Raw genomic sequence first — 25,763 nt, forward strand, 5'->3', positions numbered from 1 at the left:
GCGAAAGGGCCGGTGGGCTGAAGCCCACCCTACGGACCATAGAAGACCCAAGAAACCATGAAGATCACAGACATCCAGTTCGGCATGTTGCGGGTGCCCTTGAAGACACCCTTCAAGACCGCGTTGCGCACCGTCAACCAGGTCGAGGACATCGTGGTCATGGTGCACACCGACACCGGCCAGGTCGGCTACGGCGAGGCGCCGGCCACCGCGGTGATCACCGGCGACACGCACGGCTCGATCGTCGATGCGATCCGCCACTACATCTCGCCGCGCCTGATCGGGCAGGACGTGGCCAACATCAACCGCATCGCGCATCTGATCCAGGGCTCGATGGAGAAGAACTCCAGCGCCAAGGCCGCGGTGGAGATCGCGATCCATGATCTGTGGGGCCAGCTTTACGGTGCGCCGCTATACAAGTTGCTCGGCGGCGGCGACCCGGTGATCACCACCGACATCACCATCAGCGTGGACTACATCGACAAGATGGTGGCCGACTCGGTGGCCGCGGTGGAACGCGGCTTCGAGTCGCTCAAGATCAAGGTCGGCAAGGACATCGGCGTCGACATCGAGCGGGTCAAGGCGATCTACGCGGCGGTCGAAGGCCGCGCGCTGCTGCGGCTGGACGCCAACCAGGGCTGGACCGCCAAACAGGCGGTGTATGCACTGCAGACGCTGGAGGAGGCCGGCATCAAGCTGGAACTGGTCGAGCAGCCGGTCAAGGCGCGCGACCTGGAGGGCATGCGCTACGTCACCGAGCGCGTGCACACGCCGGTGATGGCCGACGAGAGCGTGTTCGGCCCGATGGAGGTGATCGAGCTGATCCGCATGCGCGCGGCCGACATCATCAACATCAAGCTGATGAAGACCGGCGGCATCTCCAATGCCATCAAGATCGCCGACATCGCCCAGCTGCACGGCATCGACTGCATGATCGGCTGCATGCTGGAAACGTCCATCAGCGTCGCGGCGGCCGTGCACGTGGCGGTGGCGCGCGCCGATGCGATCAGCAAGGTCGACCTGGACGGCCCCTCGCTGGCGCAGTTCAACCCGGTCGACGGTGGGGTAATCTTCAACGAATCGGAAATCTCCGTGACCGACGCCCCGGGCCTCGGCATTCGCGAGATCAGGGGCCTGGAGAGGATCGACGACTGATGTCGCCGCTGGTCAAAATCCGCTCGGAACGCGACCAGATGTCGGCGGTGGAGCGGCGCGTGGCCGACTTCATCCTGGAAAACGCGCACCTGCTGCGCGACTACTCCTCGCAGCAACTGGCCAATGCGCTGGGCATCAGCCAGTCCAGCGTGGTCAAGTTCACCCAGAAGCTGGGCTTCAAGGGCTATCCCGACCTCAAGTACTCGGTCAGCGAGGCGATCGCGCGTGCCGACAACGGCGACGCGCCGGCGCTGACGCGCTCGGGCGAGGGCGAGGAAGAAGGCCCCGGCGCGCTGTGGCGACGCAAGTCCGAGGCGGAGGAGGCGACCCGGCTGATCAACCCGCCGGAAATCATCCACTCGATCGCCGCGGCCATCGAACAGGCCGGGCGCGCCGGCAAGGTGTTCATCATCGGCCTGGGTGAGGACGACATCTACGCGCGCAACTTCGCGCTGCGGTTGTCGCTGCTGGGCATCCTCACCGTGCACAACTTCGACACCGCCCGGATGACCGCCAACGTCTCGGTGGCGGGCGCGGGCGACGTGCTGCTGGTGTTCTCCGAGCACGGCAACCACCCGGCGCTGTGCAAGATCGCGCGCTACTTCCGCGAGCGGCGCGGGCAGGTGATCAGCGTCACCCGGCACACCGCCAATCCGCTGCGCACGCTGGCCGACATCGCGCTGCTGGTCAGCGCCCACGATGAGCGGCCCTATATCCAGCCGCTGCTGTACCAGTCCGCGCTGCAGCACCTGCTCGACTGCGCCTTCGTGCTGTTGTGCGAAAGCCACGACGACCGCCACGCGCAGCTGCTGGCCAACCTGGATCGCATCCAGTTGATGCTGGAGCCGTAATGCGCGGATGGTCCCGTAGGGTGGGCTTCAGCCCATCATGCCCCGCTCGCCAGATCCACCACGGTGGGCCGAAGCCCACTCTACGCATCCGTTCCGCGTGAGGTTTCGATGTCCATTCGCCTGCTCTTGTCGTTGATGCTCGTGTTTGCCGGCGCAGCCGCTGCCCACGCGGATGAAGCCGATGCCTGGTCCGATGCCCGCCAGATGGTCGTGGTTACCACCTCGGGCTGGGACACCAATCACGGCACCCTGCGCACCTACGAGCGCGCCCCCGATGGCTGGAAGGAAATCGGCCAGCCCGCCGCGGTCACCATCGGCAAGGCCGGCGCCGGCTGGGGCCTCGGCCTCAACGCGCCGCGCCACGATGGCCCGGTCAAGCGCGAGGGCGACCTGCGCAGTCCGGCCGGCGTGTTCGATATCGGCGAGGCGTTCGGCTACGCCGCCAAGGCCGACACCGCCATGCCCTACCGCGCGCTGAGCGCCAGCGACTGGTGCGTCGATGTCAGTGGCTCGCCGCAGTACAACCGCATCGTCGATGCGAAGGCCGTTGGCGAGAAGACGGTCGAGGGCGCCACCGAACCGATGCGCCGCGACATCCACGTGCACGGCGACCAGCGCTACCGCCAGGGGTTCGTGATCGAACACAACGTGCAACAGCGCGCGCAGGGCGGCAGCTGCATCTTCGCCCACCTGTGGAAGTCGCCCGCCGATCCCACCACCGGCTGCACCGCGATGGCGCCCCCGCTCATGCATCGCCTGCTCGGCTGGTTGCGGCCGGAGGACGATCCGGTGTTCGTGCTGTTGCCGCAACCGGTCTACGCCACGCTGCAGGCGTCCTGGCACCTGCCCGCGCTGGACGGGACCGCCCGATGAATGCCACCGCTCGCGTGCTTACCGGCCTGGCGGCCGGCGCCGCCATCGGCTTGCTGCTCGCCGCTTGGGATCCGGTCGTGGCCGGGCAGGTGGCCAGCGTGGTGCAGCCGTTCGGCAAGCTGTGGCTGAACGCATTGCAGATGACCGTGGTGCCGCTGGTGCTGGCGCTGGTGGTGGTGGGCGTCAACACGGCGACCGACGCGGCCGCCTCCGGACGCATCGCGCGGCGCGCGATCGTGGTGTTCATCCTGTTGCTGCTGCTCGGCGCGCTGTTCACCGCGCTGGTGGCGCCGCCGCTGTTCGACCTGTTTCCGCACAATCCGGCGCTGCGCGGCGCGCTCGACCATGCCGTGGTCGGCGCGGCCGCGCAGACCAGCCCGGTGGGCTGGACCGACGCGCTGGTGGCGATGGTGCCGAGCAACGCGATCATGGCTGCCGCGCAGAGCGCGATGCTGCCGCTGGTGGTGTTCGCGCTGTTCCTCGGCTTCGCATTGACCCGCATCGCGCCGGCGCGGCGCGCCATGCTGGTGGAGTTCTTCCAGGCGATCGCCGACGCCATGATCGTGATCGTGCGCTGGGTGCTGTGGGTGGCACCGCTGGGCGTGTTCGCACTGATTCTGGGTGTGTGCGCGCGCTCGGGCCTGGGCATGCTGAGCGCGCTGGGCGTGTACGTGCTGGTCGAGATCCTGTTGTACCTGGCCGTCAGCATCATGATGTATGCCGTGGCCGTGACCTGGGGTGGCGAGAAGCTCGCCCGCTTCGTCGCCGCGCTGTTGCCGCCGCAGGCGGTGGCGATCAGCACGCAGTCCTCGCTCGCCTCGCTGCCGGCGATGCTGGAAAGCGCCGAACAGCGGCTGGGCTATCCCAAGCAGGTCAACGCGCTGGTGCTGCCGATGGCGGTCACGCTGTTCCGCCTGACCAGCCCGGTGCAGTACGTGACTTCGGCCGCGTTCATCGCCTGGGCCTACGGCATCGACCTGTCCGCGGGCCAGCTCGTCGCCGGCGCCGTGCTGGCGGTGGTGATCAGCCTGGGATCGGTGGGCCTGCCGGGCGCGGTGACCTTCATCGCCACCAACCTGCCGGTCGCGCAGGCGATGGGCGTGCCGGTGGGGCCGCTGGGGCTGATGCTGGCGGTGGACACGCTGCCCGATGCTTTCGCCACCCTCGGCAACGTCACCGCGGACGTTACCGCGACCAGTGTGGTGGCGCGGCAATCGCGCCGCGACGCCCCATGACCCACAGACGCACGCCACCCCTGTAGGAGCCCACTTGTGGGCGATGCCTTTTCCACCGGTCAGGGCATCAAAGCATCGCCCACGAGGGGGCTCCTGCAAGTGCCGGCACCGACCCAACGACAGAGTTGACGATGAACCTGATCGATACCGATGTGATCGTGATCGGCGCCGGCATGGCCGGTGCCTCGGTCGCGTACTTCCTCGCCCCGCACGCGCGCGTGCTGATGCTCGAGCGCGAAGCCTACGCCGGCATGCATTCCACCGGCCGGTCGGCGGCACTGTTCAGCGAGACCTACGGCTCGCCGCAGGTGCGCGCACTGACCCGCGCGACGCGGCCGTTCCTGGCCAGTCCGCCGGAAGGCTTCGCCAGCGCGGCCATCCTGACGCCGCGCGGGGCCACCGTAATCGGCACGGCCGCCGATGCCGACCGCGTGCGTGCCGAGTACGAGGCGATCGTGCCCTACACGCGTGACCTCGAACTGCACGATGCCGCCCGCCTGCGCGCGAGCGTGCCGGTGCTGCGGCCCGAGGCCGCGCACATCGGCATGCACGAGCCGGGCGCCGCCGACATCGATGTCAACGAGCTGCACCAGGGCTTCCTGCGCGGCCTGCGTGCGCGCGGCGGACAATGGCGCCTTGACGTGGCCATCCGCGCGATCGAGCGCACCGCCGCCGGCTGGGAGGTCGACGCAGGCGAAGCGGTGTACCGCGCGCCGCTGCTGCTCGACGCCGCCGGCGCCTGGGCCGACCAGGTCGCGCGGCTGGCCGGCGTCGCACCGCTGGGCTTGCAGCCCAAGCGCCGCTCGGCGTTCGTGTTCGAGCCGCCGGCCGGCGTGGACGTGCACCGCTGGCCGTTCATCTGCGACATCGCCGAAACCTTCTACTTCAAGCCGGACGCCGGCCTGCTGCTCGGCTCGGCCGCCAACGCCGACCCGGTCGACGCGCATGACGTGCAGCCGGAGGAGTACGACATCGCGCTCGGCATCCACGGCATCGAGCAGGCCACCACGATGGAGATCCGCCGCCCGACCCGCACCTGGGCCGGCCTGCGCTCCTTCGTCGCCGACGGCGACCTGGTCGGCGGCTTCGCCCCGGATGCGCCGGGCTTCTTCTGGGTCGCTGCCCAAGGCGGCTATGGCATCCAGACCAGCGCGGCCATGGGCGAGGCCTGTGCCAACCTGGCGCTGGGCCGGCCGTTACCGAGCCACCTGGCCGACGCTGGCATCACCTCGTCCCTGCTTGATCCGGTACGCCTGCACCGCTGACCGGCGCGCCGCACGGGAGCAGGGTTTGTGGCCTGTGGGGCGATCGGCGCACTTGGCGCCAGCCCTGTCGCCGGCGTCCGTGGCTGATGCGCATCGTCATCGGCGCCATCGCCCCGGAAAAGCTTGTCGGGGCTTCGACGGGTCGTGGTTGCCGCCGGCGCCGCCACCCCTTGGATCGGCAGCGCCGGAGCCTTTCGATCAGTAACCCGCGGCCAGGCCGGCGGGGCGACGCGGATCGTTGGCGCCCTCGAGCACGCCGGTCTCGGGATTGATCAGGATTGCCTCCACGGCGCCGCCGCTGAACCGCTTGAACGTGTAGCCCATCGCTTCGAGTGTCTGCTGCGACTTCGGCGTGAGCAGGCCCTCACCGGCGTAAACCACGTCCGGATACCACTGTTGGTGCAGGCGGGGCGCGTTGACGGCTTGCTGCATGTTCATGCCGAACTCGACCACGTTGAGGAAGCTTTCCAGCGTGGACGAGATGATGGTGGCGCTGCCGGGGCTGCCGGTGAGCATGAACGGCTTGCCCTGGCGCAGCACGATGGTGGGCGTCATCGAGCTCAGGGGACGCTTGCCCGGCTCGACCTGGTTGACCACGCCCTGGACCAGCCCGGCCCCGTTGGCCACCCCCGGCTTGGCGGTAAAGTCGTCCATCTCGTCGTTGAGGAAGAAGCCGGTGTCGCCGGCGATCTGCTTGTTGCCGAACAGGAAGTTGATGGTGTAGGTGACCGCGACAGCATTGCCGTCCTTGTCGACCACCGAGTAGTGCGTGGTGTGGTTGCCTTCGGGTGCGCCGAGGCTGCCCTTGATCTCGGAGGACGGCGTGGCCTTGTCCGGCAGGATGGTGGCGCGCAATTCCGCCGCGTGTTCGTCCGAAAGCAGCCTGTCGATCGGGTTGTGCACGAAGGCCGGATCACCCAGGTAGGTGTTGCGATCGGCGAACGCCCGCCGCTCGGCCTCGACCAGGTAGTGCACGCTGTTGACCGAACCGTAGCCCCATTTGGCCAGCGGATAGGGCTCGATGATTTGCAGAATCAGGCACAGCGTGGTACCGCCGGAGCTCGGCGGTGGCGCCGAGACGACGGTGTAGCCGTGGTACTGGCACTGGATCGGCTTTTCCCACTGCGCTGTGTAGTCGGCGAAATCCTGAAGCGACAGGATGCCGCCGTTGGCGTCGCTGGCCTTGACTACCGTGTGCGCGATCGACCCCTCGTAGAAGGCCTTGGTGCCGCCTTTGGCGATTAGCTCCAGCGTATGCGCCAGATCCTTCTGCACCAGCCGCTCGCCGACCTTGAACGGCTTGCCATGGTTGAGGAAGATCGCCGCCACGTTGGCATGCTCGGCAAAATCGCTGGTGCGCGAATCCAGGCTGTCGACATCGCCCTGCTTAAGTATGTAACCCTCGCGGGCCAGCTTGATCGCCGGGGCGATGACCTCCTGCAGCGACATCGTGCCGTAGGCCTTCAGCGCGGTAGCGAAACCCATCACCGTGCCCGGTACGCCCACGCCCAGATAAGTGTCCGTACTACGTCCGTCGACGACGTTGCCGTCGGCATCCTGGAACATGGTGGGCGTGGCTTTCGCCGGCGCCTTTTCGCGGAAGTTGAGGAACAGGTTGCGGCCATCCTTCAAATGGATGGTCATGAAACCGCCGCCGCCGATATTGCCGCAGCACGGATGCACCACGGCCTCGGCGAAACCCACCGCCACAGCGGCGTCCACGGCGTTGCCGCCGCGCTTGAGGATGTCCACGCCCACCAGGGTGGCCAGGTGTTGTGCGCTGACCACCATGGCGTGTTTGGCCGTCACCGGCTTGGCACGTGCCAGTGCTTCCCGGGTCTGGACGGGCTCATGACCGGTCTCGTCCGGGTTGACCTGCTGGGCCCAGACCAGTGCACAGGGTGTCGCCAGCAGGGCGACCATCGCCACCCCGAGCCATCGAACCCTGTTGCCGCGTGCCGTTGTGCAGTGGGCGGGGTTTGCGTGGGCGTGGGTCGCGTTTGGATCTGACATGAACTCGGACTCCAGATGGGTGGGGGGAGCGTGATCGCTGACTGCTGCCATGCACGAACCCGGCGTGGCATCGGGGCGGGTCATGGGCATGGCCCGCGGTCAGTGGTGGTAGCTTCCTCGGCAGCGGGGGAGCGGGGCAATTCGAACGCGGGTGCCGGGGCATCTGTTCGAAGCAGTCGCTTTGCGTGAATCACCGTTGACGCCGTCGGCCCGGCGGGCGTTGCCGCTGGGTGCGGCATGGTTCGGTTGGACACAGGCTCATCCCACGCGGTCATGCGCTCGAGAATAGTCGCCGCCAGCCGGGCGGCACCAATGAAAAGACCCATGCCTGGCATAACCGGTGGTTGTGGCGGCATCACCCGCGCCATCGAGTGGGGCGCTGCCAGCGCAAAAAGCCCACAACCGTGGGTTATGTCAGGTGCCGGTATTTTCATTGGAGGCCGGCGTTGGCCTGTGACTATGCTCGAGACAAGTGGCAAGGCGCCAACCCGAACGGGACGGTGCCTGTCCGCACAACCATGGTCAATGCGTTGCCGACGCGGGGCGGCAACCACAGCAAATCATCGCCGGCAACGAGCCGGTTGTTGTTGCATCCAAACCTTGGGGGAGCCTTTCATGAACGAGCGTCTCGGTCGCGTCATTCCCAATCTGCTCTCCGCATCGGTGCTGTTGGCGCTGACGGGTACTGCCATGGCGCAGCAGACCCAGCCGGTCCAGGCCGCCGACGCAGCGACATCGAGTGCGCAACAAACAAACGAGGAGCAGCAGAAGCAGAATGCCGCCACCCTGTCCCGGGTAATCGTGACCGGCACGCGTACCAGCGATCGCACGCAGTCCAGTTCGCTGGTACCGGTGGACGTGATTCCGAGCCAGGTCCTCAACGATTCCGGCGCCGTCAGCCTGGGCAACGCGCTGGACCTTGCCGTGCCGTCGCTGAATTTCCCGCTGGCCTCGATGTCCGACACGTTCGCCTTCGTGCGGCCGTTCCAGATGCGCGGCCTCAACAGCGACCAGGTGTTGATCCTGGTGGACGGCAAGCGCTGGCACTCCAGCGCACTGATGCTGACGCTGGGCCAGGTCGGCCAGGGTTCGCAGGGCGTCAACATCAACACGATCCCGATTGGCGCGATCGACCATATCGAGGTGCTGCGCGATGGCGCTTCGGCCCAATACGGTTCGGATGCGCTGGCCGGCGTCATCAACATCATCCTGAAAAAGGGCGCCAGGGGCGGCGAAGTGCAAGCCGATTACGGCAAGTACTCGGCAGGCGACGGCGCCAGTACCCGGCTGCAGAGCAACCTCGGCTTCTCACTGGGCGACAAGGGATGGGTGCGGATTTCCGCGCAGGTCGGCAAACAGGATCCGACCAATCGCGCGGGGCTGGACAACCGGCCCGGGTTTACCGAGCTGGGAAGGAAGTACCACGTAGGCATTGCCAATTCCAACAACTACAACACCTTCCTCAACTGGCAATACGACTTCACGCCCAAGGTGCATTTCTACGGTTACGGGCACTACGGCCGGCTGATGGCCGAGCCGATGGCGTTCTATCGCTACGGCACCAACTCGCCGGAACCGAAAGATCCCCTGATGCAGTACATCTTCCCCAACGGCGACGGTTTCAATCCGGTGGAGCACGGCGTGTCGCGCGACAAGTCCTTCGTGATGGGGGTGCGCGGGGAGACCGAATCCGGTTGGGATTGGGACACCAGTGCCACCTGGGGCGCCAATCGCGTGTCCTATGGCACCTTCGACACGGTCAACTTCGCCTTCTGGAACGACTTCGGCTACAGCCCCACCGACATCCACGACGGCACGCTGACCGCCTCGCAGGCTACCTTCGATTTCTCGATGGGCAAGTCACTGAACGATGACTGGCACTTGAGCTTCGGCGCGCAGTACCTGCACCAGGGATACAAGATCGTGGCCGGTGACCTGGCCTCGTATTACGTGGGCACGTCGGGCGTCACCGGCGGCGCGCAGGGCTTTGCCGGCTGGGGTCCGGAGGACGCCAGCAACAGCACGCGGCACTCGCTGGCCGAGTACGCGCAGCTCGAAGGCAACATCACCGACCGGCTGAGCACCTCCCTCGCGGCGCGCCACGAGGATTACTCGGACTTCGGCACCAACCTCTCCTACGCGCTGTCCGGCCGCTACGACTTCGACCACGGGTTCGCCTTGCGCGGCACCGTCTCCACCGGGTTCCGCGCGCCGGGCCTGGGCCAGCAGCACGCGTCGGTGACCACCTCGGTGTCGTATCCGGAGGGCAACTCGCTGGGCCTGCCCGAGGGCATCTACCTGCGGGGCCTGGTACCGCCGGACAACAGGACCGCCGTGCTGCTGGGCAGCCAGCCGCTGAAGCCGGAGACCACGCGCAGCTATACCGTGGGCGCCGTGTGGGCTCCCACCCGCACGTTCACGACCACGGTGGACCTGTACAACATCCAGCTGAAAAACCGCATCCTGATGTCGAGCTCGATGTCGCTGGTGACCGATTCGGTCAAGGACTACCTGGCGGCCAATGGCATCGTCAACTCCGAATACGTGGCCCTTGCCTATTTCACCAATGCCGCTGAAATGCGCATCAAGGGCATCGGCGTGGTCATGAACTACCTCAAGGAGTTCGACCACGGCGGGTCACTCCAGACCACCGTCAACTGGTCCTACCACAAGAACAAGGTGACCGAGGTCCTGCCCAACCCCGCGGTGCTCGACGCGCTCGGCGATGTCGGCTTCCAGCGCATCACGCGCAGCCAGGAGAAGGGCCTGCTCGCCGACCAGATGCCGCGCTCCAAGTTCATCTGGACCAACACCTACAAGACCGGCCACTGGGGCTTCACCGGCACCGCGGTGCGTTACGGCGGGGTCACCGAGTACGGTTCGACCAGCTACCTCGACGACGACGTCTACCCGGCCAGGTGGATCTTCAACCTGGCCGCGAATTACTTCCACGATCGCTGGACCTTCACCCTGGGCGCCGACAACGTCTTCGACACCTATCCGCAAGAAGCGCCCGAAGGCAGCAATTTCCACGGCATATTCCCCTATCCGAGCAGCTCGCCGTTCGGTGCCCAGGGCGCCTACGTCTACGGCAAAGTCGCCTATCGCTGGTGATGACACCATGGCGACGGCCGGCATGCCGGCCGTCGCCATGGTGTCGCGCTACGGTCAGCGTTGCCTGCGGTCGCGGTTCGCGATGCGGCTGATCACGCCGGTCGCCGCAACGTCCGCCGCGTCGGTGCGGCGGGTAGCGCGCACCCGGCGCGGCATCTGTCGGTAAGGGCGACGGCCGGCATCTTCGATCCTTCCATCGTCGCGATGACGGGTCGGCGAGTGCGCCCGGTGGGTTCGCATGGGCCGGAAGCGATCACTCCAACGTAGCGCCACCGGGCCTTGCCCCTGGGCCGTCGGGCTATCATGGCCGCCTTCTTGGTTCGCTTGCGGAAGCGTTCGCCATGCTTTTGATGATCGACAACTACGACAGCTTCACCTTCAACCTCGTGCAGTACCTGGGCGAGCTGGGGCAGGAGGTGAGGGTGGTGCGCAACGATGCGCTGGACGTGACGGGCATCCGCGCGCTCAAGCCCTCGCACATCATGATTTCGCCCGGCCCGGGCACACCGGACGATGCGGGCGTGTCGCTGGAGGTGCTGCGCGAGCTGTCCGGTGACGTGCCGGTGTTCGGCGTGTGCCTGGGCCACCAGGCGATCGGGCAGGCGTTCGGCGGCAAGGTGGTCCGTGCCAAGCAGATCATGCATGGCAAGACCTCGCCGGTGCGGCACCGCGGGCAGGGCGTGTTCGCCGGCCTGCCCGATCCGTTCGAGGCGACCCGCTACCACTCGCTGGTGGTCGAGCAGGGCTCGCTGCCGGACTGCCTTGAAGTAACCGCATGGACGGAGCATGCGGACGGCTCGCTCGACGAGATCATGGGGCTGCGCCACAAGACCCTGCCGGTCGAGGGCGTGCAGTTCCACCCGGAATCGATCCTGACCCAGCACGGCCACGACATGCTGGCCAATTTCCTCGGCCTGCCGCGGCGGAAACTGGCCGCATGAGCCCGCGCGAGATTGCGATCACGCCGCAGGAAGCACTCCAGCGCACCATCGAGCACCGCGAGATCTTCCACGACGAGATGATCGCGCTGATGCGCCAGATCATGCGCGGCGAGGTGAGCCCGCTGATGACCGCGGCGATCATCACCGGCCTGCGCGTGAAGAAGGAAACCGTCGGCGAGATCACCGGTGCGGCGCGGGTGATGCGCGAGCTGTCGGCCAAGGTCGAGCCGCCGGCGCACCCGCACTTCGTGGACATCGTCGGCACCGGCGGCGACGGCGCCTCCAGCTTCAACATTTCCACCGCCTCGATGTTCGTCGCGGCGGCGGCCGGCGCGCGCGTGGCCAAGCACGGCGGGCGCAGCGTGTCGTCCAAATCCGGTAGCGCCGATGTGCTCGAGGCGCTGGGCGCCGTGATCGACCTGGACGCCGCGCGGGTCGCCCAGTGCATGGAAGAGACCGGCATCGGTTTCATGTTCGCGCCCAACCACCATCCGGCGATGAAGGTGGTCGCGCCGGTGCGCAAGGAAATGGGCGTGCGCACCCTGTTCAACATCCTCGGTCCGCTGACCAACCCGGCGGGTGCGCCGAATATCCTGATGGGCGTATTCCATCCCGACCTGGTCGGCATCCAGGTGCGCGTACTGCAGGCGCTGGGCGCGCGCCACGCCATGGTGGTGTGGGGCAGGGACGGCATGGATGAGATTTCGCTGGGCGCGGCCACGCTGGTCGGCGAGCTGCGCGGCGGCGAGGTGCGCGAGTACGAGATCGAGCCGGAGGATTTCGGCCTGGCGATGGCCTCCAGCCGCAATCTGCGGGTGGAAAGCGTGGACGAGTCGCGCGCCATGCTGCTCGATGCGCTGGGTGCCAGCCACGGCGTGGCCCACGACATCGTCTGCCTCAACGCGGGCGCGGCGCTTTACACCTCGGGCGTGGCGAGCGACATCGACGAAGGCATCGCGCTGGCGCGGCAGACCATCGCCAGTGGCGCCGCCCGTGCGAAAATGACCGAATTCATCGCCGCGACGCGGCGGCTGGCCGACACCATGTAGGACCGACGCACCCGTGCGCGACGGGTACGGCTTTACCGCTCCGTTGGCTTTTCGCGCACAGGTGCGCTCCTACAGTCCCACGCCATGACCGACATCCTGCAACGCATCCTGGCCCGCAAGGCCGAGGAAATCGCCGAGCGCAGCGCCACGCTGCCACTGGCCGACCTCGCCGCCCGCATCGAAGGCCTGCCGCCCACCCGCGGCTTTGCCATCGCGATCGAGGACAAGCTCGCCGCCGGCCTGCCCGCGGTGATCGCCGAGGTGAAGAAGGCCAGTCCCAGCAAAGGCGTGATCCGCGCCGAATTCGATCCCGCCGCCATCGCGCGCAGCTACGAAGCGGGCGGTGCGGCGTGCCTGTCGGTGCTGACCGATCGCGACTTCTTCCAGGGCAACGAGGCGTACCTCATGCAGGCGCGCGCCGCCTGCGGGCTGCCACTGCTGCGCAAGGACTTCATCGTCGATCCTTACCAGGTTTACGAGGCGCGCGCGATCGGCGCCGACTGCGTCCTGCTGATCGTGGCCGCGCTCGGCGACGCGGCGCTGCTGGAGCTGTCGCTGCTGGCCGCCGAGCTCGACCTGGACGTGTTGTGCGAAGTGCATGACGACGATGAACTGGAGCGCGCGTTGGCCTTGCCGGTGCCGCTGATCGGCGTCAACAACCGCAACCTGCGCACGTTCGAGACCACGCTGGATACCTCGCTGGCGCTCAAGGCCCGCATGGCCGACGACGACCGCGTGCTGGTGGCCGAATCCGGCATCCACACGCGCGAGGACGTGGCGCGGCTGCGCGCGGCGGACATCCATGCGTTCCTGGTCGGCGAGGCCTTCATGCGGGCCGAGGATCCGGGCCAGGCGCTCGATCGGCTGTTCGCGGCCTGACGCCATGGACGGGCAGGACACCCAGGCCACCGGCGCGCCGCCGGTCGTACTGTTCGACTTCGACGGCGTGCTGACCCACGCCGATACCTACGCGCTGTTCGTGCGCGAGCGCTATGCCCGCTCCGCCTGGCGCAAACTGCTTGCCCTGCTGGCGCTACCCTGGCTGCTGTTGCTGTGGCCGCTCACCCGGCGGCTGCAGCGCCCGCTGGTACACATCGCGCTGCTGGGGATGGACGAGCGCCGTTATCGCGCCACCGTGGAGGCGTTCGCCGCCGGGCTGGTACGCCGGCCGGGACACTTCTGTCGCGATGGCGTGCGCGCCCTGCGCCGGCACCAGGCGGCGGGCGAGCGTGTGATCGTGGTGACCGGCTGCGAGCACACGGTGGTCGAGAACCTGCTTTCGCAGCTGGGATTGACTGGCCTGGAACTGGTCGCTTCGCGGCTCAGGCCCGGGGCATTCGGGCTGCGCCTGGCGCATCACAACGTCGGCGCCGGCAAGCTCAAGGCGCTCGCCACGCACGGCGTACCGGCCTGGCGGCGCGCCTATGGCGATTCGCTGCACGACCTGCACATGCTCAAGGCGGCGGCCGAACCGGTACTGGTCAACGGCACGCCGAAGCTGTGCAAGCGGATCGAGCGGGCGCTGGGACGGTCGGTCGAGCGGGTGGCCTGGCACTGAGGCTGCGGCCATTGTAGGAGCCCGCTTGCGGGCGATGCTTCCGCGCCAGGGCTGCGAGAGCATCGCCCGCAAGCGGGCTCCTACAGGGTTCGCTGCTAGCGCGTGCCCTTGACCACGATGGTCTTGCCGGACACGTTGATCATGCCCTGTTCCTCGAGCTGCTTGAGCACGCGGCCAACCATCTCGCGCGAACAACCGACGATGCGGCTGACTTCCTGGCGCGAGATGCGGATCTGCGTGCCTTCCGGATGAGTCATGGCGTCCGGCTCCTGGCACAGGTCCAGCAGCGTGCGCGAGATGCGGTTGGTGACGTCCATGAAGGCCATGCGGCTGACCTGGCGCGAGGTGCGCAGCAGGCGGTTGGTCAGCTGCGAGCCGATCGCGAACAGGATCTTCGGGCACTCCTCGCGCAGCGGGCCTTCCATCAGCTGGAACAGGCGCTCGTAGCTGATCTCGGCCATCTCGCACGGCGTGCGGGTGCGCACGATGGACTCGCGCTGCGCCTGCTCGACGAACAGGCCCATCTCACCGATGAACTGGCCGCGGTTCAAGTAGGCCAGGATCAGTTCGCGACCTTGCTCATCCTCGGTACACACTGCCAGCGAGCCGTCGATGATGTAGTAAAGCGTGTTGGCCGGATCGCCCGGACGGATGATCGCGGTCTTGCCGGGATAGCGCCGGCGGTGACACAACGCCAGGAAACGCTCCATCGATGCCGGGTCAGGCGCGAAGCTCGGTGGCGCCTGGGACCGTTCGAAAGCCTGTTGTAATTGGTATTTGAGTTGCGCCACGTTTGGGTATCCGCTGATGAGCCACGGCGCTGCCGCCAGGGCGTTACCATGCATCACGTATCTCGCCTGATCAAGAGATGACTTGCCCGGGCGCCCGTGAGTTCTGTTTTCCGGGGTTTTGCCGCATACTTCGCAGTCTTTCGGCCAAGCTGTCCACCAGGCCGGAACCTCGAGTCGCGCAGGATGAGGGTCCTGGCGCGTCTTTTTCTTTTTCGCGGGGACCCTTGCTGCTAACCCGCCTCATCTGCTGGCCGTGACCGGCCATGGAGAGTCGCCGTGGTGAAACCGCTCCCGCGCCTGCGCCTGCAGGGCTTCAACAACCTGACCAAGGCCCTGAGCTTCAACATCTACGACATCTGCTACGCGGTGTCCGAAGATCAGCGCCAGCGCTACATCGAGTACATCGACGAGCAGTACGACGCCGACCGGCTCACCCAGATCCTCACCGACGTGGCGGAGATCATCGGCGCGAACATCCTCAACATCGCGCGCCAGGACTACGACCCGCAGGGTGCCTCGGTCACCATCCTCATTTCCGAGGAGCCGGTGGTGGAGAAGCTCGGCCGCGACACCATCTCCGGCGCGATGGTGGCGCACATGGACAAGAGCCACATCACCGTCCACACCTATCCGGAAACGCACCCGCACAACGGCATCGCGACCTTCCGCGCAGACATCGACGTGGCCACCTGCGGCGTGATCTCGCCGCTGAAGGCCCTGAACTACCTGATCGACAGCTTCGAGTCGGACATCGTGGTGTGCGACTACCGCGTGCGCGGCTTCACCCGCGACGTGAAGGGCAAGAAGCACTTCATCGACCACAAGATCAACTCGGTGCAGGACTACCTGGCGCGCCACATCCGCCAGAAGTACGAGATGTTCGACGTCAACGTCTATCAGGAAAACATCTTCCACACGAAGATGCACATCAAGGACTTCGACCTGGACACCTACCTGTTCGAGGCGCACGCGGACGACCTGTCGTTCAAGGAGCGCCAGCGGATCGAGTCGCTGCTCAAGCGCGAGATCGAGGAGTTGTTCCACGGGCGCAACCTGATGTGATCGACGACCCCGCCGCGAGGCGGGGTTTTTCGTTGCGGGGACGCAAGCGTGGCTAAGGTGGCCACATGCGCGCCTTCCTGCTGTTCCTGCTGCTGCTCGCCCTGCTGACGCTGGTGTGGTCGCGCGGCTGGCGCCCTCCGGATCGCTACAACCCCTGGGCGCCGCTGGACCTGCGTGAGCCGCCGGATCTTTTCTTTCGTTACAAGCTTGATCGGCTCGCGCGCGAGCCGGCAGCCTGCAGGGCAGCGCTGGCGCGGGCGGGTGCGCGCTTCGAGCCGCTGCGCGACCGCGCCGGTCCCGGGGCGTGCGGCTGGACCCATGCGGTGCGCCTGGAGGGCACCGGCGAGGCGAGGCTGCAGCGGCCGGCCATCGTCACCTGCCCGTTGGCGGCCACGCTGGTGTTGCTCGACCGCCAGGTATTGCAGCCGGCCGCGAGCGTCATCTACCGCAGCCACGTCACGCGGATCGACCACGTCGGCAGCTACGCCTGCCGCAACGTTTACGGTCGCCCCGGCGCCCCGCTCAGCCGCCATGCGCGCGCCGCGGCAATCGACCTGACCGGATTCGCATTGGCCGACGGGCATACCTTGCGCATCGCCGACGACTGGAAGGCACGAGGCAAGGCCAGCGCGTTCCTGCACCGCGTACACAACCGCGCCTGCGAGGTGGCTGGCATGGTGCTGGGGCCGGATTACAACGCCGAGCACCACAGCCATTTCCACATGCAGGCGAGCGGGTGGGGGTATTGCCGGTAAGGCCGAGGTGGCCCTGTAGGAGCCCGCTCGCGGGCGATGCCCTTGCTTTGGTTTGGTGCCGGTGAAAAGAAATCGCCCGCAAGCGGGTTTCCTGCAGTGAGCAGGAGGTCAAATGCGGTAGGCGACGCTCTTCATGATCAGCGAGCTCAGATGCATCAGCCCGGGGATCGGAAAGGGCAGGTCGATGCCGCCACGCGCGCGGGCGTTGTCCGCGTGGCGCACTTCGTCGGCCTGCATCTGCGCCAGCACGGCGCGCGAGCGTTCGTCCTGCGGCGGCAGGCGCTGCAGGTGGTCTTCCAGGTGCGCCTCCACCTGCCGTTCGGTTTCCACCACGAAGCCCAGGCTGACCTTGTCGCCGACCAGGGCGGCGGCGGCGCCTATCGCGTAGCTGCCGGCATACCACACCGGATTGAGCAGGCTCGGGCGGCTGTCCAACTCGCGCAGGCGTTGCGCGCACCAGGCCAGGTGATCGGTTTCCTCGTCCGCCGCGTGCTGCAGGTGCGCGCGCGTGGCTTCGTCGCGCGCGAGCGCCGCCTGGCCGTCGTACAGCGCCTGGGCACACACCTCGCCGGTGTGGTTCACGCGCATCAGGCCGGCGGCGTGGCGGCGCTCCCGTTCGTCCAGCGGCGCATCTTCCAGCGAGGCGGCGGGCGAGGGACGGGCCGCCTCCGGCGCGCCGGCGACGGTTTCCAGGGCGCGCTCGACACCCGCCAGCAGGCGGTCGAGCGGAGAGAGTGTGCGTACGGTCATGACGGCTTCCGAGAGGCGGCGGCGCATCGTCGATGCGGCATCGGCCAGGCGTGGCCGAGCGGGTATTGGACGACAGCGCAGCCGCCGGCGCCAGCGCGGCGGCGTTCCGGCGGCTCGCGTGCGCTGACGGGCTCCACGATATAATGAAGGTGTCGGTCATGGCCGCCGCGTGCGCGCCGGCCGCTGGACGGGTCGACTTTCGGTTCGGCGAGCGCGTCGGCTGACGCTTAGAGGTTCCCGGGCTTGTCCTCGGACATGGCGTGCGTGCTATCATTGTCAGCTCACAGCCGGCCGACCGGCAGGCTTGCGCGATGGATGACGGCTCCGCTATCATCTCGCGCCTTTGTTCCACCGATTCCGCTTACCGCCTTCGTGGCGGCAGACAGGTATTCTTGAGATGAAAACGTTCAGCGCCAAGCCGGAAAGCGTCAAGCGCGACTGGTTCGTGGTCGACGCCACGGGCAAGACGCTCGGCCGTCTTTCCACCGAGATCGCCCGCCGCCTGCGCGGCAAGCACAAGCCGGAGTTCACCCCGCACGTCGACACCGGCGATTACATCGTCGTGGTCAATGCGGAGAAGGTCGCGGTTACCGGCGCCAAGCTGGACGACAAGATGTACCACCGGTTCACCGGTTATGTCGGCAACCTCAAGACCATGAGCCTGAAGGACCTGCTGGCGACGCACCCGGAGCGGGTGATCGAGATCGCCGTCAAGGGCATGCTGCCGAAGAACCCGCTGGGCCGTGCGATGTATCGCAAGCTCAAGGTGTACGGCGGCGCCGAACATCCGCATACCGCCCAGCAGCCGCAGGCGCTGGAGATCTAAGGGAAACTCATGGCAATCCAGCAGAATTACGGCACCGGCCGCCGCAAGACCTCCGCCGCCCGCGTGTTCCTGCGCAAGGGCAGCGGCGCCATCGAAGTCAATGGCAAGTCGCTCGACCAGTTCTTCGGTCGCGAAACCTCGCGCATGATCGTGCGCCAGCCGCTCGAGCTGACCGAGAGTGCCGACAAGTTCGACATCAAGGTCACCGTCGCCGGCGGCGGTATCACCGGCCAGGCCGGTGCGATCCGCCTGGGCATCGCCCGCGCGCTGATCGAGTATGACGAAAGCTTGAAGTCGCCGCTGCGCAAGGCCGGTTTCGTGACCCGCGACGCCCGCGAGGTCGAGCGCAAGAAGGTCGGTCTGCACAAGGCACGTCGCGCGACCCAGTTCTCGAAGCGCTAAACCGCGCTTCATGGGGCGATGCATCCGGTCAGAGCGCATCGTATCCCGGGGTTTTGGGAGATCGTCTAACGGTAGGACAACGGACTCTGACTCCGTTTATCTAGGTTCGAATCCTAGTCTCCCAGCCAATCGAGGGGCCCGCCACTGGCGGGCCTCTTTTTTTTGCATGCCATTCAGTGCGGCCAAAAGCTGCCGATAACCCGCAATGGCCGTACACTCTGAGGGTGGGCCCCGGCAGCCGCGAATCCTGCGACGCACGCCACATCGGCAGGCTCCATCGGCTGCAGCGCCATGCCCGACTTGCGCTACGATGGTCGTGCTGGGAGCGGGGCCGATAGGTTGTTGGTTTCACTCGTTTTTCACGCGATGAATTGTTTGATTGTCGGAATATGATGCGGGCGCGCAAGCGTCGCTGAGTTGGGGCGACTCAGGATGTCCAGCCAAGGGGGTAGGGAGATGCTAGCTAGGATTTCGGCCAATGCATGGCTTCAGCACATTGCTGTTGCCGTCGCGTACGCCCTTGTGTTCGCGCTCTTGCGCGAGGTGTCGTTCTCCCACTGGTTCCTTTTTGCCGGACTTCGTTTCGGCGCGTTGCTGCTCGTGCCGTATCGCTACTGGCCGGCGCTTCTGATCGGAGAGGCTGGGCCTCTGGCCTATACCGCCATCGAGTGTGCGGGCCAATATGGCTGGCTTTGGGGCGCCTTCTTCATGGTGCCGCCGATGCTGTTCGCGATGCCGGTGGCGGCCTGGTGCCGGCGGCGGCACCGCCTGTTCCCCACGAGGGCCTCGACCAACATCAATGTTTTCCTGCTGAGCACCTTGGTCGTTTCAGTGATCTGGACGGCACTGAACATGGCCACCTTGTCGCTGATGCAGTTGCCCCCGGGCGAAGCTCTTCCCTACCAGGGCGAAGTGGCGGGATGGTATTTCGTCGGCTTCTTCCTGGGCATTCTTACGGTAGTTCCATTGGTGCTCCTCGTGCGCGAGGAGCTGCTGACTGCGGGATTGCGGCAGCTCTGGTCGCGGTTCTCGGAAAGCCGCCTGGTCATGGACACGGTATGCCTCCTGTTGCCGTCCCTGGCTTTGCTGGTCTGGCTGGCCTCAAGCGGAGCGGGCGCAGCGAGCCAGGAGGCCAGGGTCGCCATGTTCCTGCCCGTCGTGTTGTTGTCGCTCCGGCACGGTTGGCGGGGGGCCGCGGTCGGTGGAACTGCCGCCAGCATCGCCGTGGTGCTCACCATGCCGAAGTTGTATGACAACAATACGCTGCACGCCCAAGTCTTTATCGCCTTCACCATCACCACCATGATGATGCTGGGGGGACGGATCGCGGTTCTGCATGAGCGGGAGAAGCGCGACAAGGCTGATGCCCAGCTCGCCCTGGCGGTGGCCCAGAGGAATATCTATCTGGGTGAGATGCAGCTGCGACAAACTTCTTTTGCTCTAGAACAAATGAGTGGCGCCATTCAAGCGTCCTATACGCAGCTGCTTGGCCGCCTCCGCTGCCTGATGCCCGGGACCGACGAGCGAAGCTATTACCGTCAGGCAGCCGTGACGCAGCATCAGATGTACCGCTTGGCCGATTCTCTGTACCCGTTGTCCTGGCGAGAGCGCGGGCTGCCGGCCGCGCTGCGGGAGGGTTCCATGCCGCGTGCGCTGGACGAAGCCGGCATTACCTACTGGTGCGATATCCATGACGCGGGTCTGAGCGAACTATCGACCAGCATTCACATGACGCTCTACCGCCTGGCTTGTGAAGCGGTGGCTTTGGCTTGCGCCAAGCGCAACGTCAGCGGTATCCGGATGCGGCTGCGCAGCGGTTCGTTCAAGGGCCGCCGCTGGGCTGTACTCTGCGTGGACAGCCACGTCGACTACGAACGCTTGGCCCGGGTGCGCTGGGATGAGCTGATTCCAGCGCTGGGCGGAAGCGGTCTGGGTGTTGGTGCCCTTAAAGACCGGGCTACCGTATTCAATGGCAAGGTCCGGGTGCGGTCCCTGGCCGATTCGAACCGCATCAGCCTCATACTTTTCGAGCCTGACCTTGTTTGATGCGTTTTCTGCTCATCAAAAAAAACCGCCTTCCGGCGGTTTTTTTTTATTTTTTACCCGGGGTCAGTTGATGTGACCGTTGCACTCGACCGGGTTGTCGCACGGACTAACTGGCGCAGCCAGGGCGCTCGTCGTTGGCGCCGCCTGGAACATGGTCGTGCCATCGCTCATCGGCACCGCTTCGAGCTTGATGCTGCTGTCGCTGTAGACCGTCTCGGTGTACGAGGTCAGCGGCACGACCGTGTCGCTGGTCGACAGCGGCTGCTGCGGGGTGGAAAGGCGCTGCGCATCACGACCCATCGGCAGGACCAGGAACTGGCCATTGGCCGCGCCGAAGGCGGTGCGGATGTTGCCGTTGAGATCGTTGACCTGGACGTAACGGATGCCATTGTTGGCAAACACATAGACGTGCCAGTGCGGATTCGCGCTCACGTCCTGTGCGTTCGGCCAGGCTTGACCCAGCCCCGTGCTCAACGGCTGAGCCGCCAACGCAGAGGCCGAAAAACCGAAGACGACCAGGCCGGCGCAGAGCGCACGGCGCGGCAGGAATTTGATCATAGCCATGTCCCCTTGTTGGACTGCTCACTAATTGAGCAGTTGCACTCTATCAGTATCAAAAGTGATTCTTTTGCGAAGGCGCTCGACGAAACTGAGCGCCACGTTAAGTTTTCCCGGTGTTCTCGATCGGCTTGGGCCGGATCGGCACTGGTAGGTCGACGTGGCCGGGCGCGCCTTCCGGCTCCCGGAATGCATTCTAGGAAATTATGCGAAGCCTGTGTGGATGCGCAGGCAAAGGACTCACGCCAGGTCCAGGACAAAGTGCCGCAGTGCGTGGTGCCGGGCCGCTGAACGGCAAGCGAGGAACCGCGCCGCGGGCGTCCCATGGCCCTGCGCCCTTCGGTTCCTGGGCAAGCAAGCGTAAAATCCCCGTTTTGCGTTCGCGGTAATCCCATGACCTCCCCCTCCGAGAAGCCGGCGCAGCCGCCGGGCGTGCGCCTGGAAGGCAGCACGGATGCCTTGCCCCTGTCTCCCGGTCTGGGAGTCAGCCTGGACGCGACGCGCATGCCGCGCCGCTCCACCCTGGTCGATCGCCGGGTGCTGCGCATCACGGCGGTGGCGCTGGTGCTGGGCGTGGCGGCGGCATTCATCGCGCAGATCCTGACCGCGCTGATCGGGCTGGTCACCAACCTGGCCTTCTATGGCCGCTGGTCGACCGCGTTCTCTTCGCCGGCCGACAACCACCTGGGCGCCTGGGTGATCGTGGTGCCGGTGATCGGCGGCCTGATCGTCGGCGCGATGGCGCGCTGGGGTTCGCGCGCCATCCGTGGCCATGGCATTCCCGAGGCGATGGAACAGGTGCTGCTCAACGAGTCGAAAATCCCGCCGCGGATCACCTTCCTCAAGCCCGTTTCTTCCGCGATCGCGATCGGCACCGGTGGTCCGTTCGGTGCCGAGGGCCCGATCATCGCCACCGGCGGCGCGCTGGGCTCGTTCATCGGCCAGCTGCTGCGGGTGACCGGCGGCGAGCGCAAGGTGCTGCTGGCGGCCGGCGCGGCGGCGGGCATGGCGGCGGTGTTCGCCTCGCCGGTGGCTGCGGTGGTACTCGCGGTCGAGTTGCTGCTGTTCGAGCTGCGTCCGCGATCGCTCATCCCCGTCGCGCTGGCGACGGTGGCCGCCACCGCGGTGCGCTACGCGTTCCAGGGCACCGAGCCGGTATTCGCGATGCCGGACCTGGCCGAACCCGGCGCCGTGGCGCTGGCGTGCTACGTGGGCGTCGGCGCGATATTGGGGCTGATCAGCGTGGGCGTCACGCGCATCGTCTACGGCATCGAGGACGCCTTCGAGCGACTGCCGATCCACTGGATGTGGTGGCCGGCATTGGGCGGCATCGCCGTGGGCGTGGTCGGCTACTTCGCGCCGCTGACCCTGGGCGTGGGCTACACCAACATCGAGGGCATCGTCAGCGGACAGTTCACCCTGCACACGCTGTTCTTCCTGTGCGTCATGAAGTTCCTGTCCTGGTCGATCTCGCTGGGCAGCGGTACCTCGGGCGGTACGCTGGCGCCGTTGTTCACCATCGGCGGCGCGCTCGGCGCGCTGATCGGCATGGGCTTGGCGGCGCTGCTGCCGCGGTTCGGCATCGATCCGCGCATCGCGGCGCTGGTGGGCATGGCGGCGATCTTCGCCGGCGCCTCGCGTGCGTTGCTGACCGCGGTGGTGTTTGCCTTCGAGACCACCGGCCAGCCGGCCGGTCTGCTGCCGCTGCTGGGTGGCTGCACCGCGGCCTACCTGATCTCGGCGCTGACCATGCGCAACACCATCATGACCGAGAAGATCGCCCGCCGCGGCGTGCGGGTGCCCTCGGAATACGCGGCCGATTACCTCGACCAGGTGGCGGTCGGCGACGCCTGCGCCCGCGACGTGGTGACGCTGCGCACCGCCCAGACCCTGGGCGAAGTGCGGCACTGGCTCAACGAAGGCACGCCCGAGGCGCAGCACCAGGGCTATCCGGTGGTCGACGAGAACAACCAGGTGCAAGGCGTACTGACCCGGCGCAGTCTGCTCGATCCGCAGTGGTCCTACTCGCTGCCGGTGGGCGACCTGATCACGCGTCCGCCAATGATGGTCAAAGAAGACCACTCGCTGCGCGAAGCGGCCGATCACATGGTCGCCGAGCAGGTCGGCCGGTTGATCGTGGTCAGCAAGGATTCGCCACACCGCCTGGTGGGCATCATCACCCGCGGCGATCTGTTGAGCGCCCACAAGCGGCGGTTGCAGGAGGCGCGTCAAGCCAAGCGGCACCTGCGCTTCGGCCGGAACGGGATGCACAAGGCCTGAAGCTCTCGTAGGGTGGGCTTCAGCCCACCTTCGCCTCGCCGCATACCGTTGGTGGGCTGAAGCCCACCCTACGGAAACATGCGCGCGATGGTCACATCTCGCGGTCGCCGATCAGCACGATGTCCGCCGGGCGGCGGGCGAACAGGCCGACGGTGACCACGCCGGGGATCTGGCTGAGTTCGGCCTCCAGCGTCACCGGGTCGGTGATCTGCCAGCCGTGCACGTCGATTACCCAGTTGCCGTTGTCGGTCACCACGCCGTCGCGCCAGACCGGCTGGCCGCCGCGCTTGACGATCTCGCGGCCGACCAGGCTGCGTGCCATCGGAATCACTTCGATCGGCAACGGAAAGCGGCCGAGCAGGTCCACGCGCTTGCTGGAATCGATGATGCAGACGAACTGCATGCTGGCCTCGGCGACGATCTTCTCGCGGGTCAGCGCGGCCCCACCGCCCTTGATCAATCGCTTGTGCGGATCGCACTCGTCGGCACCGTCGACGTACAGCGACAGGGGCCCGGTCGCGTTGAGATCGAGCACCGGGATGCCGTGTTGCTCCAGCTGCGCGGTCGACTGCTTCGAACTGGACACGGCGCCATGGATGCGGTGCTTGATGCCGGCCAGCGCCTCGATGAAATACGCCACGGTCGAGCCGGTGCCGACGCCGACGATGGCACCGTCCTCGACATAGCGGATGGCGGCTTCGCCGGCGAGGCGCTTTTCATTGCTGCTCATGGATCGAATTCCTCGAGAGTTTGTGCGCCTCTTCCTGGTGGCCAGGCCGGCCGGGAAAGAGATGAGGGAGGTTCCGGTCGATACTCCGGCAGCAACGGCCGAAGGCGATACCTGCTCCTGGTTCCGCTTCCCGGGCCTGCACTCCGGACCAGGCGGCGTCGAAGGCTACTCCAGCGCCAGGATGAATTCCCAGTCCTGCGCATCCACCGGCATCACCGACAGCCGGTTGCCCTTGCGCACCAACGCCATGCCGGCCAGCGCGGGCTGGCTCTTGAGTTCCTCCAGCGTGATCACGCGCTTGAGCTTGCGCACGAACTTGACGTCCACCAGCATCCAGCGCGGGTTGTCGCGCGAGCTGGCCGGGTCGAAGTACTTGCTCTGGGGGTCGAACTGGCTGGGGTCCGGGTAAGCCTCGCTGGCCACATGGGCGATGCCGGCGATGCCCGGCTCGGCGCAGTTGGAATGGTAGAAGAATACCTTGTCGCCCTTGCGCATCCCGTCGCGCATGAAGTTGCGCGCCTGGTAGTTGCGAACGCCGTCCCATGGCTCGCGCTTGCGCTGCTTGAGGTCGTCGATGGAGAAGGTGTCCGGCTCGGATTTCATCAGCCAGTGTGTGTAGGGCCGTTCGCTCATCGGTGGGCTTCCGGGTGGCAATCGATCAGCTCGCGGTCGGTCGCGATGTAGTCCAGCGGCACGTCCCAGGGCTCGGGTTTGATCGCCGGCAGTTCCTGGAAGTCGTAGGCGATGCCGACCAGCAGCGGTTCGGTGGGACGTGCCTGGTCGTTGAGGAAGGCGAAGCTGCGGTCGTACCAGCCGCCGCCGTAGCCGAGACGGTGGCCATGGCGATCGAAGCCGAGCAGCGGCACCAGCACCAGGTCGAGCTGGAACGGTGCGAACCATTCGCGCGGTTCCACCGGTTCGGGGATGCCGTAACGATTTGGCTGCACGTCCTCGCCGGCGCTCCAGGGGGCGAAGCGGAGCTGGCGGTCCTCGTCCAGTACCGGCAGCAGGAATCGCTGTCCGCGACCGGCCAGCGGCGGAATGACGAGATTGAGCGGCAACTCGCCGTCGCAGGCCCAGTAGCCGGCCACACGCGCGTCGGTGTGGTATTCGGGAAGCTGTTCGAGACTGTGCCGCAGGCCCTGCGCGGCGGTGATGCGCTGGCCCGGGGTCAGTGCGCGCCGCTGGGCGGCCAGGTGTTGGCGCAGTTCGCGGCGTTGGGCGGTGGAATCCACGCGCATCTCCTGGGGACGCCGCGCGGTGGCGGCCGCGCCGCCGGCCGGCGTTGCTGCCAACGTCGATCGGAAGCGGGAATAGGGTGGCGTCAACCGCGATGCCGCTGCCCACCGAACGACCTTGATCCGCTTGGATCAGGTGGGAGGGCTACATGGCCTTACAGGCTTTCCGCTCGCGGCGGACATGCACAACAACCATGTGAAGCCGACCCGGGGCCGTATATAGGAACAAGGCAAATGTAGAGTGTGCTGGCGCACACCGCAGAAAACGCCG

General features: G+C 66.6%; 23 protein-coding genes, 1 tRNA gene and 1 other RNA gene. 17 read left to right on the forward strand and 8 right to left on the reverse strand.

Features of this window, described 5'->3' with window-relative positions:
- The first annotated feature begins 57 nt into the window (after positions 1 to 57).
- The 5 genes from OSC30_RS03555 to OSC30_RS03575 all read left to right on the forward strand — a co-directional run bounded on the left by OSC30_RS03555 (position 58) and on the right by OSC30_RS03575 (position 5,379).
- Entirely contained in the window at positions 58 to 1,155 is a 1,098-nt protein-coding gene (locus OSC30_RS03555; RefSeq protein ID WP_267170446.1) for a dipeptide epimerase, read from the forward strand.
- A complete protein-coding gene (locus OSC30_RS03560; protein WP_267170447.1) occupies positions 1,155 to 2,006 on the forward strand; it encodes a MurR/RpiR family transcriptional regulator in 852 nt (283 codons plus the stop codon). The genes OSC30_RS03555 and OSC30_RS03560 overlap by 1 nt, the downstream gene beginning before the upstream one ends.
- A gap of 108 nt (positions 2,007 to 2,114) precedes the next feature.
- Complete coding sequence (locus OSC30_RS03565) at positions 2,115 to 2,879, forward strand: L,D-transpeptidase family protein (RefSeq protein WP_267170448.1); 765 nt, start codon at positions 2,115 to 2,117, stop codon at positions 2,877 to 2,879.
- Positions 2,876 to 4,114, forward strand: a complete 1,239-nt coding sequence (locus OSC30_RS03570; RefSeq protein ID WP_267170449.1) for a dicarboxylate/amino acid:cation symporter — start codon at positions 2,876 to 2,878, stop codon at positions 4,112 to 4,114. The genes OSC30_RS03565 and OSC30_RS03570 overlap by 4 nt, the downstream gene beginning before the upstream one ends.
- A gap of 131 nt (positions 4,115 to 4,245) precedes the next feature.
- Positions 4,246 to 5,379 (forward strand): NAD(P)/FAD-dependent oxidoreductase, encoded by a 1,134-nt coding sequence (locus tag OSC30_RS03575; RefSeq protein ID WP_323374191.1) that lies wholly within the window; start codon positions 4,246 to 4,248, stop codon positions 5,377 to 5,379.
- A gap of 198 nt (positions 5,380 to 5,577) precedes the next feature.
- Here OSC30_RS03575 and ggt read toward each other — a convergent pair whose 3' ends face one another.
- Positions 5,578 to 7,392, reverse strand: coding sequence for a gamma-glutamyltransferase (ggt, locus tag OSC30_RS03580; protein ID WP_267170450.1), 1,815 nt, complete (start codon positions 7,390 to 7,392; stop codon positions 5,578 to 5,580).
- A 615-nt stretch (positions 7,393 to 8,007) separates the two neighbouring features.
- Between ggt and OSC30_RS03585 the strand changes: the two genes are divergently transcribed.
- From OSC30_RS03585 to OSC30_RS03605, 5 genes are all read left to right on the forward strand, one after another.
- Positions 8,008 to 10,506 (forward strand): TonB-dependent receptor plug domain-containing protein, encoded by a 2,499-nt coding sequence (locus OSC30_RS03585; protein ID WP_267170451.1) that lies wholly within the window; start codon positions 8,008 to 8,010, stop codon positions 10,504 to 10,506.
- Between the two features lie 341 nt (positions 10,507 to 10,847).
- The gene (locus tag OSC30_RS03590; RefSeq protein WP_267170452.1) at positions 10,848 to 11,447 is read left to right on the forward strand and encodes an anthranilate synthase component II; all 600 of its coding nucleotides are present in this window, start codon (positions 10,848 to 10,850) and stop codon (positions 11,445 to 11,447) included.
- Positions 11,444 to 12,496, forward strand: a complete 1,053-nt coding sequence (trpD, locus tag OSC30_RS03595; protein ID WP_267170453.1) for an anthranilate phosphoribosyltransferase — start codon at positions 11,444 to 11,446, stop codon at positions 12,494 to 12,496. The genes OSC30_RS03590 and trpD overlap by 4 nt, the downstream gene beginning before the upstream one ends.
- Positions 12,497 to 12,580: 84 nt before the next feature.
- Positions 12,581 to 13,375, forward strand: a complete 795-nt coding sequence (gene trpC / locus OSC30_RS03600) for an indole-3-glycerol phosphate synthase TrpC (protein WP_267170454.1) — start codon at positions 12,581 to 12,583, stop codon at positions 13,373 to 13,375.
- A 4-nt stretch (positions 13,376 to 13,379) separates the two neighbouring features.
- Positions 13,380 to 14,054, forward strand: a complete 675-nt coding sequence (locus OSC30_RS03605; protein WP_267170455.1) for a haloacid dehalogenase-like hydrolase — start codon at positions 13,380 to 13,382, stop codon at positions 14,052 to 14,054.
- A gap of 95 nt (positions 14,055 to 14,149) precedes the next feature.
- Here the strand turns inward: OSC30_RS03605 and crp are convergent, their stop codons facing one another.
- Positions 14,150 to 14,845, reverse strand: a complete 696-nt coding sequence (gene crp / locus OSC30_RS03610) for a cAMP-activated global transcriptional regulator CRP (protein ID WP_267170456.1) — start codon at positions 14,843 to 14,845, stop codon at positions 14,150 to 14,152.
- A 276-nt stretch (positions 14,846 to 15,121) separates the two neighbouring features.
- Here crp and speD point away from each other — a divergent pair, with 276 nt between their 5' ends.
- Both speD and OSC30_RS03620 read left to right on the forward strand, forming a co-directional pair.
- Positions 15,122 to 15,907: an adenosylmethionine decarboxylase gene (speD, locus tag OSC30_RS03615; RefSeq protein WP_267170457.1), complete on the forward strand. Its 786-nt coding sequence runs from the start codon at positions 15,122 to 15,124 to the stop codon at positions 15,905 to 15,907.
- Between the two features lie 65 nt (positions 15,908 to 15,972).
- Positions 15,973 to 16,662 (forward strand): extensin-like domain-containing protein, encoded by a 690-nt coding sequence (locus tag OSC30_RS03620; protein ID WP_267170458.1) that lies wholly within the window; start codon positions 15,973 to 15,975, stop codon positions 16,660 to 16,662.
- Between the two features lie 108 nt (positions 16,663 to 16,770).
- Here OSC30_RS03620 and coq7 read toward each other — a convergent pair whose 3' ends face one another.
- Positions 16,771 to 17,412: a 2-polyprenyl-3-methyl-6-methoxy-1,4-benzoquinone monooxygenase gene (gene coq7, locus OSC30_RS03625; protein ID WP_267170459.1), complete on the reverse strand. Its 642-nt coding sequence runs from the start codon at positions 17,410 to 17,412 to the stop codon at positions 16,771 to 16,773.
- Between the two features lie 397 nt (positions 17,413 to 17,809).
- Here coq7 and rplM point away from each other — a divergent pair, with 397 nt between their 5' ends.
- The 4 genes from rplM to OSC30_RS03645 all read left to right on the forward strand — a co-directional run bounded on the left by rplM (position 17,810) and on the right by OSC30_RS03645 (position 20,686).
- The gene (gene rplM, locus OSC30_RS03630; RefSeq protein ID WP_267170460.1) at positions 17,810 to 18,238 is read left to right on the forward strand and encodes a 50S ribosomal protein L13; all 429 of its coding nucleotides are present in this window, start codon (positions 17,810 to 17,812) and stop codon (positions 18,236 to 18,238) included.
- Positions 18,239 to 18,247: 9 nt separating this feature from the next.
- On the forward strand, positions 18,248 to 18,640 hold the full coding sequence (rpsI, locus tag OSC30_RS03635; protein ID WP_267170461.1) for a 30S ribosomal protein S9: 393 nt from the start codon (positions 18,248 to 18,250) through the stop codon (positions 18,638 to 18,640).
- Between the two features lie 54 nt (positions 18,641 to 18,694).
- A tRNA-Gln gene (locus tag OSC30_RS03640) sits at positions 18,695 to 18,768 on the forward strand.
- A 328-nt stretch (positions 18,769 to 19,096) separates the two neighbouring features.
- Positions 19,097 to 20,686, forward strand: coding sequence for an MASE1 domain-containing protein (locus OSC30_RS03645; protein WP_267170462.1), 1,590 nt, complete (start codon positions 19,097 to 19,099; stop codon positions 20,684 to 20,686).
- Between the two features lie 63 nt (positions 20,687 to 20,749).
- On the opposite strand, the gene OSC30_RS03650 is transcribed toward OSC30_RS03645, so the two are convergent.
- Positions 20,750 to 21,244 (reverse strand): hypothetical protein, encoded by a 495-nt coding sequence (locus OSC30_RS03650; RefSeq protein WP_267170463.1) that lies wholly within the window; start codon positions 21,242 to 21,244, stop codon positions 20,750 to 20,752.
- Positions 21,245 to 21,637: 393 nt separating this feature from the next.
- Here OSC30_RS03650 and OSC30_RS03655 point away from each other — a divergent pair, with 393 nt between their 5' ends.
- Positions 21,638 to 23,524 (forward strand): chloride channel protein, encoded by a 1,887-nt coding sequence (locus OSC30_RS03655; protein WP_267170464.1) that lies wholly within the window; start codon positions 21,638 to 21,640, stop codon positions 23,522 to 23,524.
- A gap of 91 nt (positions 23,525 to 23,615) precedes the next feature.
- Here OSC30_RS03655 and rpiA read toward each other — a convergent pair whose 3' ends face one another.
- From rpiA to ssrS, 4 genes are all read right to left on the reverse strand, one after another.
- Complete coding sequence (gene rpiA, locus OSC30_RS03660) at positions 23,616 to 24,254, reverse strand: ribose-5-phosphate isomerase RpiA (RefSeq protein ID WP_267170465.1); 639 nt, start codon at positions 24,252 to 24,254, stop codon at positions 23,616 to 23,618.
- A 165-nt stretch (positions 24,255 to 24,419) separates the two neighbouring features.
- A complete protein-coding gene (locus OSC30_RS03665) occupies positions 24,420 to 24,887 on the reverse strand; it encodes an EVE domain-containing protein (protein WP_267170466.1) in 468 nt (155 codons plus the stop codon).
- Positions 24,884 to 25,489, reverse strand: a complete 606-nt coding sequence (locus OSC30_RS03670) for a 5-formyltetrahydrofolate cyclo-ligase (protein ID WP_267170467.1) — start codon at positions 25,487 to 25,489, stop codon at positions 24,884 to 24,886. The genes OSC30_RS03665 and OSC30_RS03670 overlap by 4 nt, the downstream gene beginning before the upstream one ends.
- Positions 25,490 to 25,575: 86 nt before the next feature.
- Positions 25,576 to 25,760, reverse strand: a non-coding RNA gene (ssrS, locus tag OSC30_RS03675) — 6S RNA.
- Positions 25,761 to 25,763 lie beyond the last annotated feature (3 nt).

The organism is Frateuria hangzhouensis (assembly GCF_026410505.1).
Classification (GTDB): domain Bacteria; phylum Pseudomonadota; class Gammaproteobacteria; order Xanthomonadales; family Rhodanobacteraceae; genus Frateuria_A; species Frateuria_A hangzhouensis.

Coding starts and splice junctions, on each gene's coding strand:
- OSC30_RS03590 (WP_267170452.1), top strand. CDS start 10,848: ATGCTTTTGATGATCGACAACTACGACAGCTTCACCTTCAACCTCGTG.
- rpsI (WP_267170461.1), top strand. CDS start 18,248: ATGGCAATCCAGCAGAATTACGGCACCGGCCGCCGCAAGACCTCCGCC.
- OSC30_RS03665 (WP_267170466.1), bottom strand. CDS start 24,887: ATGAGCGAACGGCCCTACACACACTGGCTGATGAAATCCGAGCCGGAC.
- coq7 (WP_267170459.1), bottom strand. CDS start 17,412: ATGACCGTACGCACACTCTCTCCGCTCGACCGCCTGCTGGCGGGTGTC.
- OSC30_RS03620 (WP_267170458.1), top strand. CDS start 15,973: ATGCGCGCCTTCCTGCTGTTCCTGCTGCTGCTCGCCCTGCTGACGCTG.
- OSC30_RS03655 (WP_267170464.1), top strand. CDS start 21,638: ATGACCTCCCCCTCCGAGAAGCCGGCGCAGCCGCCGGGCGTGCGCCTG.
- OSC30_RS03645 (WP_267170462.1), top strand. CDS start 19,097: ATGCTAGCTAGGATTTCGGCCAATGCATGGCTTCAGCACATTGCTGTT.
- rpiA (WP_267170465.1), bottom strand. CDS start 24,254: ATGAGCAGCAATGAAAAGCGCCTCGCCGGCGAAGCCGCCATCCGCTAT.
- OSC30_RS03650 (WP_267170463.1), bottom strand. CDS start 21,244: ATGATCAAATTCCTGCCGCGCCGTGCGCTCTGCGCCGGCCTGGTCGTC.
- rplM (WP_267170460.1), top strand. CDS start 17,810: ATGAAAACGTTCAGCGCCAAGCCGGAAAGCGTCAAGCGCGACTGGTTC.
- trpC (WP_267170454.1), top strand. CDS start 12,581: ATGACCGACATCCTGCAACGCATCCTGGCCCGCAAGGCCGAGGAAATC.
- OSC30_RS03565 (WP_267170448.1), top strand. CDS start 2,115: ATGTCCATTCGCCTGCTCTTGTCGTTGATGCTCGTGTTTGCCGGCGCA.
- OSC30_RS03575 (WP_323374191.1), top strand. CDS start 4,246: ATGAACCTGATCGATACCGATGTGATCGTGATCGGCGCCGGCATGGCC.
- OSC30_RS03605 (WP_267170455.1), top strand. CDS start 13,380: ATGGACGGGCAGGACACCCAGGCCACCGGCGCGCCGCCGGTCGTACTG.
- trpD (WP_267170453.1), top strand. CDS start 11,444: ATGAGCCCGCGCGAGATTGCGATCACGCCGCAGGAAGCACTCCAGCGC.
- OSC30_RS03570 (WP_267170449.1), top strand. CDS start 2,876: ATGAATGCCACCGCTCGCGTGCTTACCGGCCTGGCGGCCGGCGCCGCC.
- OSC30_RS03585 (WP_267170451.1), top strand. CDS start 8,008: ATGAACGAGCGTCTCGGTCGCGTCATTCCCAATCTGCTCTCCGCATCG.
- OSC30_RS03555 (WP_267170446.1), top strand. CDS start 58: ATGAAGATCACAGACATCCAGTTCGGCATGTTGCGGGTGCCCTTGAAG.
- ggt (WP_267170450.1), bottom strand. CDS start 7,392: ATGTCAGATCCAAACGCGACCCACGCCCACGCAAACCCCGCCCACTGC.
- OSC30_RS03560 (WP_267170447.1), top strand. CDS start 1,155: ATGTCGCCGCTGGTCAAAATCCGCTCGGAACGCGACCAGATGTCGGCG.